We start from the raw sequence: 14,141 nt of genomic DNA on the forward strand, positions 1-14,141 counted from the left end.
GAGTTGGAAGTAGGTCGAGATTGCGATGAGCACTCGATGAGTACGCGATGAGTACGCCCATGAAGTAGCGACGGTCCGGCGGTAACCCGGACCTAAAAGGAGCGAAGTGGCTAAGGTCCGGGTATACGAACTCGCCAAGGAGTTCGGCGTCGAGAGCAAGGTCGTCATGGCCAAGCTCCAAGAACTCGGTGAATTCGTCCGTTCGGCGTCCTCGACGATCGAGGCGCCGGTTGTACGCAAGTTGACTGACGCACTGCAGGGGCCCGGCGGCAACGCCGGCAAGTCCGCTGCCAAGCCTGGCGCGCCTCGCAAGGCCGCGCCTGCCAAGCCCGGCGCGCCCTCCCCGGCGCCGTCGGCACGTCCCGCTGCCCCCAAGCCCGGCGCCCCGGCTCCCAAGCCGGCCGCGGCCGAGGCACCCGTGAGCAGCACCCCCACAGCGCCGTCTCCGACGGCGGGTGGCCCCCGTCCGGGTCCCAAGCCCGCGCCGGCCAAGCCCGCTCCGGCGGCTCCGGTGCCCGCAGCCGAGTTCTCGGCTCCGGCTCCGGCCCAGCCCGCCGCACCGCAGGCCCCGCGTCCCGCGGGTGCCACGCCCGGCCCGCGTCCCGCCCGTCCGGCTCCGGCCGGCGGTCAGCGTGACGGCGGTCAGCGCGACGGTGGCCAGCGTGACGGTGGCCGTGGTGGCGAGCGTCCCGCACGTCCCGCCGGTCAGGGCGCCCCGCGCCCCGGCGGCAACCGTCCGGCCGGTCCCCGTCCGGGCAACAACCCCTTCACCTCGGGTGGCTCCACCGGAATGGCGCGCCCGCAGGCGCCCCGTCCGGGTGGCGCTCCGCGTCCCGGCGGTGCCGGTGCCCCCGGTGGCGCCCCGCGTCCGCAGGGTGGTCCCGGTGGCGCTCCGCGTCCGCAGGGCCAGGGCGGCGCCCGTCCGAGCCCGGGCGGCATGCCCCGCCCGCAGGGCGGCGCTCCGCGTCCCGGCGGTGCCCCCGGTGGTAACCGTCCGAACCCCGGCATGATGCCGCAACGCCCTGCTGCCGGTCCCCGTCCTGGTGGCGGTCCCGGTGGCGGCGGAGGCCGTGGTCCCGGTGGCGGCGGCGGTCGTCCCGGCGGTGCCGGTGCCGGTCGTCCCGGTGGTGGCGGCGGCTTCGCCGGCCGTCCTGCCGGTCCCGGTGGCGGTCGTCCCGGTGGCGGCGGCGGCTTCGCCGGTCGTCCCGGTGGCGGTGGCCCCGGTGGTGGCGGCGGCTTCGGTGGCGGCGGTGGCCGTCCCGGCTTCGGCGGACGTCCGGGTGGTCCCGGTGGCCGTGGTGGCACACAGGGCGCGTTCGGCCGTCCCGGCGGGCCTGCCCGTCGCGGTCGCAAGTCGAAGCGGCAGAGGCGCCAGGAGTACGAGGCCATGCAGGCCCCGTCGGTCGGCGGTGTGATGCTGCCTCGTGGCAACGGACAGTCCGTCCGTCTGTCGCGCGGTGCGTCCCTCACCGACTTCGCGGAGAAGATCAACGCCAACCCGGCGTCGCTCGTCGGCGTGATGATGAACCTCGGCGAGATGGTCACTGCCACGCAGTCCGTCTCCGACGAGACGCTGAAGATGCTCGCGGACGAGATGAACTTCGTCCTCGAGATCGTCAGCCCGGAGGAGGAGGACCGCGAGCTTCTCGAGTCCTTCGACATCGAGTTCGGTGAGGACGAGGGTGGCGAGGAGTTCCTCGTCGCGCGTCCGCCGGTCGTGACCGTCATGGGTCACGTCGACCACGGTAAGACCCGACTGCTCGACGCGATCCGCAAGACGAACGTCGTTGCGGGCGAGGCCGGCGGTATTACGCAGCACATCGGTGCGTACCAGGTCGGTACCGAGGTCAACGGCGAAGAGCGCAAGATCACCTTCATCGACACCCCCGGTCACGAGGCGTTCACCGCCATGCGTGCCCGTGGTGCGAAGTCCACCGACATCGCGATCCTCGTGGTGGCGGCGAACGACGGTGTGATGCCCCAGACGATCGAGGCGCTGAACCACGCCAAGGCGGCCGGTGTGCCGATCGTGGTCGCGGTCAACAAGATCGACGTCGAAGGCGCCGACCCCGTCAAGGTGCGCGGTCAGCTCACCGAGTTCGGTCTGGTGGCCGAGGAGTACGGCGGCGACACGATGTTCGTCGACATCTCCGCCAAGCAGGGTCTGCACATCGACTCCCTGCTGGAGGCCGTGGTCCTGACCGCGGACGCCTCGCTCGACCTGCGTGCCAACCCGGAGCAGGACGCACAGGGTATTGCGATCGAGGCCCACCTCGACCGCGGTCGCGGTGCTGTCGCCACTGTGCTCGTCCAGCGCGGAACGCTCCGCGTCGGTGACACGATGGTCGCCGGTGACGCGTACGGCCGTGTCCGGGCGATGCTCGACGACAACGGCAACAACGTCGAGGAAGCGGGTCCTGCGACCCCCGTCCTGGTCCTGGGTCTCACCAACGTCCCCGGCGCCGGCGACAACTTCCTGGTCGTCGACGAGGACCGCACCGCCCGTCAGATCGCCGAGAAGCGTGCCGCTCGTGAGCGGAACGCCAACTTCGCCCGCAAGGGTGTCCGGTTCTCCCTGGAGAACCTGGACGAGGCGCTCAAGGCCGGTCTGGTGCAGGAACTCAACCTCATCATCAAGGGCGACGCGTCCGGTTCGGTGGAGGCTCTCGAGTCCTCGCTGCTCCAGCTCGACGTCGGCGAAGAGGTCGACATCCGCGTCCTGCACCGTGGTGTGGGTGCGGTCACGGAGTCGGACATCGACCTGGCGATGGGCTCCGACGCCATCGTCATCGGCTTCAACGTCCGTGCGGCCGGCCGTGCTCAGCAGATGGCCGAGCGCGAGGGCGTCGACGTCCGCTACTACTCGGTGATCTACCAGGCCATCGAGGAGATCGAGGCGGCCCTGAAGGGTCTGCTCAAGCCGGAGTACGAAGAGGTCGAGCTCGGTACGGCGGAGATCCGCGAGATCTTCCGCTCGTCCAAGCTGGGCAACATCGCGGGTGTTCTCATCCGTTCCGGCGAGGTCAAGCGCAACACCAAGGCCCGGCTCATCCGCGACGGCAAGGTCATCGCGGAGGACCTCAACATCCAGGGTCTGCGCCGCTTCAAGGACGACGTCACCGAGATCCGCGAAGGCTTCGAGGGCGGTATCAACCTCGGAAACTTCAACGACATCAAGATCGACGACGTCATCGCGACGTACGAGATGCGCGAGAAGCCGCGAGGCTGATCCGCACCACCCGGGGGCGCAGCCCCCTGGGCACTGCAGTGGTCGGGGCCGGTCGACGGGTCATATATCCGTCGATCGGCCCCGGCCGTTGCGTGTACGGTTCTTGTGTCCCTGCCAAGCTTCGGAGGGACCCTCTAACCCGTACCGGCGGGACATCCGGACATACATGTACGTGGGGACGCTGTCCTTCGATCTGCTCCTCGGCGACGTACGGTCGCTGAAGGAGAAACGCTCCGTCGTCCGCCCGATAGTCGCCGAGCTGCAGCGGAAATTCGCAGTCAGCGTGGCGGAAGTCGGTGACCAGGACCTTCACCGCAGGGCCAGGATCGGCCTGGCGGTGGTGTCGGGGGACACGGGGCATCTCACAGACGTACTGGACCGGTGCGAGCGCATGGTTGCCGGCCGGCCCGAAGTGGAACTGCTGTCGGTACGACGGCGGCTGCACAGCGACGAAGACTGAGCAAGGAAATGAAGGAGAAGGACCAGTGGCCGACAACGCGCGGGCGAAGAAGCTGGCGGACCTCATCCGGGAGGTGGTGGCCGAGAAGCTGCAGCGCGGCATCAAGGACCCTCGCCTGGGGACACACGTGACCATCACGGACACCCGTGTCACCGGTGACCTGCGGGAGGCCACGGTCTTCTACACGGTCTACGGCGACGACGAGGACCGGGCGAGCGCGGCAGCCGGACTGGAGAGTGCCAAGGGCATTCTGCGCTCGGCGGTCGGTGCGGCGGCGGGGACGAAGTTCACGCCCACCCTGACGTTCGTGGCGGACGCACTCCCGGAGAACGCCAAGACGATCGAGAACCTGCTGGACAGGGCGCGGGCCTCCGACGCCAAGGTGCGGGAGACGTCCTCGGGCGCCATGTACGCGGGCGAGGCGGACCCGTACCGCAAGCCCGGTGACGAGGACGACGAGGACGGCGCCGCCGCGGAATGAGCACTGCAGCAAAGACGCCCGACGGGCTTGTCATCGTGGACAAGCCGTCGGGCTTCACTTCGCACGACGTCGTCGCCAAGATGCGCGGGATCGCCAGGACCCGCCGGGTCGGACATGCGGGGACGCTGGACCCGATGGCCACCGGTGTACTGGTGCTGGGCGTCGAGAAGGCCACCAAGCTTCTCGGGCACCTCGCACTGACCGAGAAGGAGTACCTCGGCACCATCCGGCTGGGGCAGAACACCGTCACCGACGACGCGGAGGGTGAGATCACCTCCTCGGCCGATGCCTCCGGGGTCACCCGGGAGGGCATCGACGCGGCGGTCGCCCGGCAGACCGGCGCCATCATGCAGGTGCCGTCCAAGGTCAGCGCCATCAAGATCGACGGCAAGCGGTCGTACGCGCGTGTGCGCGGGGGCGAGGAGTTCGACATCCCGGCCCGGCCGGTGACCGTCTCCTCCTTCCAGGTGTACGACGTCCGGGAGGCGGTGGCCGAGGACGGTACGCCGGTCGTGGACCTGGTTGTCTCCGTGGTCTGCTCCTCCGGTACGTACATCCGCGCCCTCGCCCGTGACGTCGGCGCCGAACTGGGCGTCGGTGGGCATCTGACGGCGCTGCGGCGCACCCGGGTCGGTCCGTACGGACTGGATGCGGCGAAGACGCTCGACCAGCTCCAGGAGAAGCTGGTCGTGATGCCGATCGCCGAGGCCGCGGCGGCCGCGTTCCCGCGCTGGGACGTGTCCGAGAAGAACGCCAAGCTGCTGACCAACGGCGTACGGCTGGACATGCCGGCGTACGACACTTCGCCAGTGGCCGCCTTCGCCCCCGACGGCCGCTTCCTGGCGCTGGTGGAGGAGCAGAAGGGCAAGGCCAAGAGCCTCGCCGTCTTCGGCTGAGCTCTCGCGCGCGATCTCGCGGCCCATTGCCGCACCGTGGAACGGGCAGGGTCGCTGCCCGTTCCACGATCCCCCTCGCAGAGGGTCTATCCGCCGTGCCCCCGGGATTCACCCCATCGGCCCAGCGCTCGGAGTGAACCGCGGGTGCAGTGGGGGGCGCTTTTGCCGCGCGTTCTTCTCTTGGTGATCACTGCCGACCTACCGTCGACACCATGGGAAGCGAGGACCTGGCGACGCTGGTCCGGATCTGCGATCCGGCCGGGCGGCCGCGCGGGACCGGGTTCGTCGCCGACGATCTGGGCACGGTCGTCACCGGCCATGAGGCCGTCGACGGGCTCGCACGGGTCGTACTGCACGCCCCCGGCGAGCGGACGTGCCTCGCCGAGGCCGATGCCATCACCGCACTGCCCGAGGCGGGGCTCGCCCTGGTGCGCACCGAAGGGCTCGGGGTGCGGCCGCTGCCCATCAGCGCGCGGGAGCGGGTCGAGCCCGGGACGTATGTACGGCTCGTGGCCCGCGGCTGGCGCGAGGCGCGCGTCCTCGGTACCGCACAGGTGACCTACACCGCGATCGACCGCTCCCATCTGGTCGGCGACGCCATGGAGTTGGCGATCGGGACGGACGGCAGTGACGCGCTGCGGCTGGGCGGCGAGGCGGCCGGCGGACCGGTGCTGGACGCCGGGACCGGTGCGGTGCTGGCCGTGCTCGGCACCGCGCTGCAGTCCGGGCACCGGGCGGCGGGATTCGCGCTGCCGCTGCGGGCCGCGGCGCTGGAGCCGGACGGGCCGCTCACCGCACTGCTGCGGCGCAACGCGAGGACCGTCCCCGCCTATGGGCACGACCTCAACCTCGCCGCCGTGCTGGAGCTCACCGCCACCTCCGTCGGCCCGTACGGCGGGCCGAGCGTCTGGCCCGACCCCGTGGAACGGCTCGACACGGTACGGGAGTTCGCGTCCTTCACCGCCCTGGTGATGGGGCTCGTCGGCGATCCCGGCACGGGCCGTACGACCGAACTCGCCGCGCTCGCCGATCGCCGGGCGTGCGGGGAGGAGCCCGCGCCCACCGTGTGGCTGCGCGGCGCCGATCTGCGCGCCGACGACACCTCGGTCGCCGACGCCGTGGCCCGCACCCTCCACCGGGCCGGCCGTATCCTCGCCGCGTCGGGCGTGCGGGGAGACATGGACGTTCTCACTCCGGAGCGGGTGGCGCGCCTTGCCCGCGAGGCCGGGCGGCCGCTGCTCGTCCTGCTGGACGGATCCGAGGAGATGCCGCCCGCACTGGCCCATCGGCTGCCCGGCTGGACGGCGGGGACGGTGAGCTGGCTGAGATCGTGCGGCGTGCGGCTGGTCGTCGGCTGCCGGCCCGAGCACTGGGAGCAGGCCGGGGCGCTCTACCCGCCGGAAGTCCTGCACCGGCCTTCCGGGCCCTCGGACCGGCCGGCCGGGCCCCTGCACCGGCCCTCAAGTCCCGTACAGCGGCCCTCGGGTTCCCTCCACCGGCCCTCGGCTTCCCTCCATCGGCCCGCAGGTCTCCTGCAGCGGCCTTCCGGGCCCGCACACCGCCCGGCTGGGTCACCGCACCAGCCTTCCGGGACCGGGGACCGGCTGCCGCCCGCACTCCGCCTGGCCGATCTGTCCGCGGGCGAGGCACAACGCGCGCGTGAGCGGTACGGGCTCCCGGCCGGAGCCCTCGCCGCCGCTGACGAGCGGCATCCGCTCGCGCTGCGGCTGCTCGCGGAGGTAAGGGAGGCGCTGCCCGCAGCGGTGCCGGGGAGGCCCGGCCGGGAGGACGTCTTCGCAGCCCATCTGGATCTGCTGTGCCTGCGCATCGCGGTCCGTGTCGCCGCGGCACGCCGGCCGCCGCTGCGCGGCTCGGCCGTGCGCCGCCTCGCCGCGAAAGTGGCGGGCCAGGTCCACGAGGCGGCCCGGCGCTGCCTCGGCCCCGGGCAGGGGGAGCTGGACCGCGAGTCCTTCGAGGAGATTTTCCCGTGGAGAACGGGCTGGGCCTCCGCGGTGCTGACCGAGGGCCTGCTGGTCCCGGCGGGTGTCGGCTACCGCTTCGCGCACGAGGAACTCGCGGACTGGGTCCAGGGCGCGCACCTGGACCTCGACGCGGCGCTCCACTCCCTGGTCCACTCCCTGGTCCACTGCTGGCGCGCCCGGCCGCCTACGGGCCTGCAGCCCGGGCCGGGCACGGGCGGCCGGGGAAGCGCGTGCGTCCCCCCGCCGACGGGCTCTGCCGCTCCCGAAACCCGCCCCTTCCCGGTCCCGCGTCACCGCCTGGGCCCGGTTGTCCAGTCCCTGCTGCTCCTCGACCGGTCCGGCCGTCGGTCCCAACTGGTCGGCAGGCTGGAGGAGTTGGTGGAAGCGCTGAACAGGCTGGAAGCGATGGCCGGACCGTGCGGCTCCAAAGAAGGGCGCGGCTCCGAAGAAGCGTGCGGCTCCGAAGAGGCATGCGGCCTTGACGGGGCGTACGGCTTTGAGGGGGCACCGCACTCCGGGCACGGACAGGGCAGGGGCGAGGCCGGCGCGCGGCTCGACGATGCCCGGTGGTGGGCGGCCAGGCTCCTGAGGGAGACATTGCTCCGGGTGCCCGACGCGGGGGCGTACCTCCCCGTGCTGCGGCTGCTCGCCGCACGCATCACCCGGCGGTCCGCATCCCGAGGAGCGTCCCCGTGGCTCGGCGGCCCGGACGAGTTCGGGCCCTGGTTCTGGGAGCGGCTGCGGGTGACCGAGGCCGACCGGATCGATCTGCTGCGCCGGCTCGTGCCCGCCGACGCCCCACCCGGTCCCGGGACCGGGCCCCGCTATCTGGACGCCGTCGCCGCGCGGCTCGCCGCCGAGCCCGGCGCCGTACAACCGCTGCTGTGCCGCTGGTTCAGCGACGAGACGCCGCTTCCCGCCGCCCCGGACGCCGAGCTGCGGCCCACAGTCGCCGCCGCCGCGCAGGCGCTGCTGTACGCCCGTCGCCACCTCGCCGTCGACGACCTCACCGATGCTCTCGTCGCCACCGTCCACCCCCGCGCCGACGAGCTGCTCGCCGCAATCGCCGAGGACGAGCCGTCCGCCCTCTGTCGCGCTGTCGACCGCTGGGCCCACGACCCCCGGCCCGAGCGGCGCGTCGCCGCCGCCGCGTACGGGTCGGCCGTCGTGGACCGCGCCACCACCGGATCCGACCGCGAACTGCTCCGGTACTCCGCCCGTGCGCTGCTCGCCCGCCCCGCCGACACCGCCCTGCACGGTCCGGCACTCAGCCTCCTCGTCCGTGATCCGCACACCCGTTCCGGGTATCTCGCCGAGGCGCTGACGGCCTTCGGGGCGGGCGAGCTGCCCGCGGACGCCCTCGGCGTCGCGCTCACCACGCACCCCGAGCCCGTGCTCGCCGCCTTCCAGGCGCGGCTGCACCGGCCGGGCGAGGGTGCGGCCGACGTACTGCGCGTTCTCGCCGAGGTCACGACCCCCGCCCTGGCCCGCCGGTCCGCCGCGCTCGTCTGCGAGTACATCGACCTCCGGCCCGAAGGCGCGGTACACGCCGCCGCGTACGTCGACCGCCGCCTCGAGCAGGGCCCGGGCGCCCGCGCCATGCTCTTCCCGCTCGTCACCGGCCTGCTGCGGGGCCGCCCGGTCCCGGTGCGCCGTGCGCTCGCTCTCGTACTGGCAGCGCCCGGCAGTGCGGCCTCGTGGCCGCTGCGGGCCGAGCTCCTCGAGATGCTCCTCGAGTACGAGCAGTACGCGGCACGGGACCTGGGCGTCCTGGACGCCGTGCTGCGGGCCGCCGCGCTCGGCTGCGGGGCCCGCGCCGAGGCCCGCACCCGGGAGCTCGTGCACCGCACCGGGCTGCTCCTGGTCCGTACGCCCGAGGGCGCGACCTGCTTCGACCGGCAGCTGGTCCAGCTGGCCCGCGAGGTCCCCGGCTTCGCCGCGCTTGTCTCGGAGTGGCTGGCCCGCGCCCCGCAGGACTGGGCCGTGGTGGTCGGTCCGAGCGCACGCCGGATGGTCGAGACCCTGGGCAGCCCGATGCCGATGCGGACCGGGAGCCACGGGCATGGCAGTCTTAGACCTGCGTAATCGGCAATCACGTACACGGGTTCGGGCGAGGAGCGGTCACAGTGCAGCGCTGGCGTGGCTTGGAGGACATCCCCCAGGACTGGGGACGCAGCGTCGTCACCATCGGCTCCTACGACGGAGTGCACCGCGGGCACCAGCTGATCATCGGCCGGGCCGTGGAGCGGGCGCGTGAGCTGGGGGTGCCGTCGGTCGTGGTGACCTTCGACCCGCACCCCAGCGAGGTCGTACGCCCCGGCAGCCACCCGCCGCTGCTCGCACCGCACCACCGGCGTGCCGAGCTGATGGCCTCGCTCGGTGTCGACGCGGTGCTCATCCTCCCCTTCACCACCGAGTTCTCGAAGCTCTCGCCGGCCGACTTCACCGTGAAGGTACTGGTCGACAAGCTGCACGCGCGGGCGGTCATCGAGGGCCCGAACTTCCGGTTCGGTCACAAGGCGGCCGGCAATGTCGCGTTCCTGTCCGAGCTGGGTGCGACGTACGACTACGAGGTCGAGGTCGTCGACCTGTTCGTGAGCGGCGAGGCGGGCGGCGGAGAGCCGTTCTCCTCGACGCTGACCCGCCGCCTTGTAGCCGACGGCGATGTCGAGGGCGCCGCCGAGATCCTGGGCCGCCCGCACCGCGTCGAGGGCGTGGTGGTGCGGGGCGCGCAGCGCGGACGTGAGCTGGGCTACCCGACGGCGAACGTGGAGACGCTGCCGCACACGGCGATTCCGGCGGACGGGGTCTACGCGGGGTGGCTGACGGCGGACGGCGAGCGGATGCCGGCGGCCATCTCCGTGGGGACGAACCCGCAGTTCGAAGGGACGGAACGGACGGTGGAGGCGTACGCGATCGACCGCGTGGGTCTTGATCTGTACGGGCTGCATGTGGCGGTGGACTTCCTGGCGTATGTGCGGGGCCAGGAGAAGTTCGACTCGATCGAGGGGCTGCTGGAGGCGATCGGCGCGGACGTGAAGAAGTGCCGCGAGCTGACGGAGTCGTACGACGCGGGCTCGGCCCGCGGCTGAGGCTTCCCGGCCCGGCGGGACCGGCGCCGGGGGCCCGCGTCCGGGTACCCCCGCCGCTACCGTGCGGACCAGTGGCAGGCCACCCCTGCCCCCGTCCCGCTCGGCAGGATCGGGAGGTCCCTCGTGCGGCAGCTCTCCGCCACGCCCGCCCGGTCCGCCTCGCCCGAGGCCAGCACCTGGCAGCGTGCATGGAAACGGCAGCCCGCCGGGATACGGGACGGGTCCGGTGGTTCGCCCGTCAGCACCACCGGGGCGCCCTCCGACTCCGGCAGGACCGACAACAGCGCCTGGGTGTACGGGTGCCGGGGCGACGTCAGTACCTCCTCCACCGAGCCCGACTCCACGATCCGGCCCAGGTACATCACCGCCACGCGGTCCGCGATGTTCCACGCCAGCCCCAGATCGTGCGTCACCACCAGTGCGGACAGGCCCAGTTCGTCCCGCAGGCGCAGCAGCAGGGCCAGGATCTCGCCGCGTACGGACGCGTCCAGCGAGGCCACCGGCTCGTCGGCGACGATCAGTTCGGGCTCGAGGACCAGCGCGCCCGCGATGACGACACGCTGGCGCTGACCGCCCGAGAGCTCGTGCGGGTAGCGGAGGAAGAAGCGCTCGGGCGGCCGCAGCCCGGCCCGCGAGAGCGCCTCGGCGACGGCCTCGCGCTCGTCGCCGGCGTACCCGTGGATCCGCAGGCCCTCGGCCACCGCGTCGTACACCGTGTGCCGCGGATTGAGCGAGCCGCTCGGATCCTGGAGCACCAGCTGGACGCGCTTGCGGTACGACTTGAGGGCGCGGGAGGTGTACGCGAGCGGCACACCGCCGAAGGTGACACGTCCCGACGTCGGCGGCACCAGGCCGAGCAGGGAACGGGCCAGCGTCGTCTTGCCGCATCCGGACTCGCCGACCAGCGCGACGATCTCGCCCGTACCGATGTCCAGGTCGACGCCGTCGACCGCACGGGCGGACGGGCCGCCGCGCCGCCCGGGAAAGGCGACGTGCAGATCGGCGGCCGACAGCAGGGGAGTGGTGGTCACGACGGGCTCCTGACTGCCGGGTGAAGCGGGCAGCGCGGTCACAGGCTCTTCTCCGACCGCACCGCGCCCACATGCACGCACGCCGCCCGGTGTCCGTCCGCCGCCACCGACAGCGGCGGGTCCTCCGCGGCGCATGCGTCCAGCACGACCGGGCAGCGGGGGTGGAACGTACAGCCGCCGGGCAGCGCGGCAGGGTCGGGAGGATCCCCCGGCAGGCCGCGCGGCGCCCGGCGCGAGGCCGCGTCACCGACGCGCGGGAAGGCGGCGGACAGGGCACGCCCGTACGGATGCTCCGCCGCGGCGTACACGCTCTGCGCAGGTCCCTCCTCGACGATCCGGCCCGCGTACATCACCGCCAGCCGGTCGCAGGTGTCCGCCAGCACCGCCAGATCGTGGCTGATCATCAGCAGGCTGATGTCCTGCTCGGCGACCAGCTGCTCGATCAGCCGCAGAATCTGGGCCTGGATCATCACATCGAGCGCGGTGGTCGGCTCGTCGGCGACGATCAGCCGGGGATCGCAGGCGAGTGCCATCGCGATCATCACGCGTTGCCGCTGCCCGCCGGAGAGTTCGTGCGGATACGCGTCCGCGCGGGCGGCCGGCAACCCCACCTGCTGGAGGAGCCCGGCAACGCGTTTCTTCGCCGCGGCCGGGGTGGACCTGTGGTGCAACAGCACGGGCTCGGCGATCTGTTCGCCGATCCGGTACACCGCGTTGAGCGAATGCATCGCGCCCTGGAACACGATCGAGGCGCCCGCCCACCGCACGGCACGAAGCCGCCCCCACTTCATGGTCATGACGTCCTCGCCGTCGAGGAGAATCTCCCCGCTCAGGCTGGCGGAGGCGGGCAGCAGCCGGAGCAGGGCGAGCGCGAGAGTCGATTTTCCGCAGCCGGACTCGCCGGCGATCCCCAGCTTCTGGCCTGCGGCGACGGAGAGGTCGACACCCCGTACGGCGGGCACGGCCCGCGCCCCGGAGCCGTACGTCACACGCAGGTTCCTGACGTCGAGCAGACTCATCGAGCCACCCCCAGCTTCGGGTTGAGCACGGCCTCGATCGCGCGCCCGCACAGGGTGAAGGCGAGGGCCACCAGCGCGATGGCGATACCGGGCGGCGCCAGATACCACCAGTGCCCGGAGGAGACCGCGCCCGCCTCCCGCGCGTCCTGCAGCATGCCGCCCCACGAGACGACCGTCGGATCGCCGAGTCCGAGGAAGGCGAGCGTCGCCTCCGTCAGGATCGCGCTCGAGATGCCGAGGGTCGTCTGGGCCAGCACCAGCGGCATGACATTGGGCAGCACATGGCGGCTCATGATGTGACCGTGCCCGCCGCCCAGTGCCTTCGCGCGTTCGATGTACGGGCGGGACTCGACGGCGATGGTCTGCGCACGCACCAGCCGCGCCGTCGTCGGCCAGCTGGTGACGCCGATCGCGATGATGACGGTCCAGACGCTGCGGGACATCACGGTCGCGAGCACGATCGCCAGCACCAGCGTCGGCATCACCAGGAACCAGTCCGTGATCCGCATGAGCACGGTGGAGAACCAGCCGCCGTAGTGACCGGCGATGATGCCGACCAGGGTGCCGATGGCCACCGACAGTGAGGCGGCCAGCAGTCCCACGGCGAGGGAGATCCGCGCTCCCCACACCAGCAGGCCCAGCAGGGAGCGGCCGAACTGATCGGTCCCGAGCGGAAACTCACCGCTCGGCGGCTCCAGGGCCGCACCCGGTGCGTGCGTCACGCTCTGCACGTCGCTGCCGACGAGCAGCGGCGCGGCGAGCGCCACCAGGGCGATGAGCGCCAGCGCACCGAGACCCAGGAGCCCCGCCCGGTGCGAGCGGTACGAGTGCCAGAAGCGGGCCACCGAGTCGCGGCGGCGCGCCCAGGCGAGAGACGTTGCGGTGGCGGTCGTCGTCGTCATCGGCCCACCCGGGGATCGAGCAGCGGATAGAGCAGGTCGGCGAGGAGGTTCATCACGATCATCGCGCCCGCGAAGACCACGAAGAGACCCTGGACGAGCGGCAGATCGGGCACGCTCAGCGCCTGGTAGAAGAGCCCGCCGAGGCCCGGCCAGGAGAAGACCGTCTCGACGAGGATCGAGCCGGCCGCCACATGGCCCAGGTTGATGAAGACCATGGTGACGGTGGGCAGCAGGGCGTTGGGCACGGCATGCCGACGGCGGACGGAATCGTCCCGCAGCCCCTTGGCCCGCGCCGTCGTCAGATAGTCGCTGCCCATCTCGTCCAGCAGCGAGGAGCGCATCACCAGCAGCGTCTGGGCGTATCCCACCGCGACCAGGGTGAGGACCGGCAGCACCATGTGGTGCGCGACATCGGCGACGTAGGCGAATCCGGTCTCGTCGCCCGACTCCATGCCGCCGGTCGGGAACATGCCGGGGATCGGGCCGATGCCCACCGAGAAGGTGATGATCAGCAGCAGCCCGAGCCAGAACGACGGCACGGACCACAGGGTCAGCGCCACACCCGTGTTGAGCTTGTCGCCGAGACTGCCGTGGCGCCAGGCGGAGCGGGTGCCGAGCCACAGCCCGATCGCCGAGTAGATCACCACCGCAACACCGGTGAGCAGGAGCGTCGCGGGCAGCTTCTGGGCGATCAGCTCACCGACGGGGGCGTGGAACTGGTACGACGTACCGAGATCGCCCGTCAGTGCCTTGGCGCAGTAGTCGGTGAACTGCTGCCACATCGGCTGATCGAGACCGAACTGCCGACGGAGTGTGGCCAGTTGCCCGGCGGATGTCGGCATGCCGTGCGTCATGGCCTTCACCGGGTCACCGGGGATGATCCGGAAGAGGAAGAAGCTGGTGACGAGCACGGCGAGCAGCGAGATCGCCGCGCCGCCCAGCTTGCCCGCCACATAGAGGAGATAGGCGCGCGCGTTGCCGCTCGTGGCGCGGGCATCGGAGGCCCGCGCCACAGCGGAGGTGTTCGTGGTGCTCGTCGTGCTCATCGA

The 14,141-nt window shown here is 72.1% G+C and carries 10 protein-coding genes; 6 read left to right on the forward strand and 4 right to left on the reverse strand.

Annotation, left to right across the window (positions count from 1 at the left end):
- The first annotated feature begins 106 nt into the window (after positions 1 to 106).
- The 6 genes from infB to OG883_RS07455 all read left to right on the forward strand — a co-directional run bounded on the left by infB (position 107) and on the right by OG883_RS07455 (position 10,140).
- Positions 107 to 3,229, forward strand: a complete 3,123-nt coding sequence (gene infB / locus OG883_RS07430) for a translation initiation factor IF-2 (RefSeq protein ID WP_266536620.1) — start codon at positions 107 to 109, stop codon at positions 3,227 to 3,229.
- A 166-nt stretch (positions 3,230 to 3,395) separates the two neighbouring features.
- On the forward strand, positions 3,396 to 3,689 hold the full coding sequence (locus OG883_RS07435; RefSeq protein WP_266536623.1) for a DUF503 domain-containing protein: 294 nt from the start codon (positions 3,396 to 3,398) through the stop codon (positions 3,687 to 3,689).
- A 25-nt stretch (positions 3,690 to 3,714) separates the two neighbouring features.
- Positions 3,715 to 4,170 (forward strand): 30S ribosome-binding factor RbfA, encoded by a 456-nt coding sequence (gene rbfA, locus OG883_RS07440; RefSeq protein ID WP_266536625.1) that lies wholly within the window; start codon positions 3,715 to 3,717, stop codon positions 4,168 to 4,170.
- The gene (truB, locus tag OG883_RS07445; RefSeq protein WP_266536628.1) at positions 4,167 to 5,066 is read left to right on the forward strand and encodes a tRNA pseudouridine(55) synthase TruB; all 900 of its coding nucleotides are present in this window, start codon (positions 4,167 to 4,169) and stop codon (positions 5,064 to 5,066) included. Before rbfA ends, truB begins: the two co-directional genes overlap by 4 nt.
- A 212-nt stretch (positions 5,067 to 5,278) precedes the next feature.
- Positions 5,279 to 9,133 carry a trypsin-like peptidase domain-containing protein gene (locus OG883_RS07450; RefSeq protein WP_266536630.1) on the forward strand — a complete coding sequence of 1,285 codons (3,855 nt, stop codon included), beginning with the start codon at positions 5,279 to 5,281 and terminating at the stop codon, positions 9,131 to 9,133.
- 41 nt (positions 9,134 to 9,174) lie between these two features.
- Entirely contained in the window at positions 9,175 to 10,140 is a 966-nt protein-coding gene (locus OG883_RS07455; RefSeq protein WP_266536632.1) for a bifunctional riboflavin kinase/FAD synthetase, read from the forward strand.
- Between the two features lie 56 nt (positions 10,141 to 10,196).
- Here the strand turns inward: OG883_RS07455 and OG883_RS07460 are convergent, their stop codons facing one another.
- The 4 genes from OG883_RS07460 to OG883_RS07475 are packed head-to-tail and all read right to left on the reverse strand — an operon-like array spanning position 10,197 to position 14,138.
- Positions 10,197 to 11,171: an ABC transporter ATP-binding protein gene (locus tag OG883_RS07460; protein WP_266536635.1), complete on the reverse strand. Its 975-nt coding sequence runs from the start codon at positions 11,169 to 11,171 to the stop codon at positions 10,197 to 10,199.
- Between the two features lie 38 nt (positions 11,172 to 11,209).
- Positions 11,210 to 12,190, reverse strand: a complete 981-nt coding sequence (locus OG883_RS07465) for an ABC transporter ATP-binding protein (protein ID WP_266536637.1) — start codon at positions 12,188 to 12,190, stop codon at positions 11,210 to 11,212.
- Positions 12,187 to 13,092, reverse strand: a complete 906-nt coding sequence (locus OG883_RS07470; protein ID WP_266536640.1) for an ABC transporter permease — start codon at positions 13,090 to 13,092, stop codon at positions 12,187 to 12,189. Before OG883_RS07470 ends, OG883_RS07465 begins: the two co-directional genes overlap by 4 nt.
- Entirely contained in the window at positions 13,089 to 14,138 is a 1,050-nt protein-coding gene (locus OG883_RS07475) for an ABC transporter permease (RefSeq protein WP_266536642.1), read from the reverse strand. The genes OG883_RS07470 and OG883_RS07475 overlap by 4 nt, the downstream gene beginning before the upstream one ends.
- Between the last annotated feature and the right edge of the window lie 3 nt (positions 14,139 to 14,141).

The organism is Streptomyces sp. NBC_01142 (genome assembly GCF_026341125.1).
Taxonomy (GTDB): domain Bacteria; phylum Actinomycetota; class Actinomycetes; order Streptomycetales; family Streptomycetaceae; genus Streptomyces.

What these genes read in the sequence shown, in the direction of transcription:
- OG883_RS07435 (WP_266536623.1), top strand. Translation starts at nt 3,396, where the DNA reads ATGTACGTGGGGACGCTGTCCTTCGATCTGCTCCTCGGCGACGTACGG.
- truB (WP_266536628.1), top strand. Translation starts at nt 4,167, where the DNA reads ATGAGCACTGCAGCAAAGACGCCCGACGGGCTTGTCATCGTGGACAAG.
- OG883_RS07450 (WP_266536630.1), top strand. Translation starts at nt 5,279, where the DNA reads ATGGGAAGCGAGGACCTGGCGACGCTGGTCCGGATCTGCGATCCGGCC.
- OG883_RS07465 (WP_266536637.1), bottom strand. Translation starts at nt 12,190, where the DNA reads ATGAGTCTGCTCGACGTCAGGAACCTGCGTGTGACGTACGGCTCCGGG.
- OG883_RS07470 (WP_266536640.1), bottom strand. Translation starts at nt 13,092, where the DNA reads ATGACGACGACGACCGCCACCGCAACGTCTCTCGCCTGGGCGCGCCGC.
- OG883_RS07475 (WP_266536642.1), bottom strand. Translation starts at nt 14,138, where the DNA reads ATGAGCACGACGAGCACCACGAACACCTCCGCTGTGGCGCGGGCCTCC.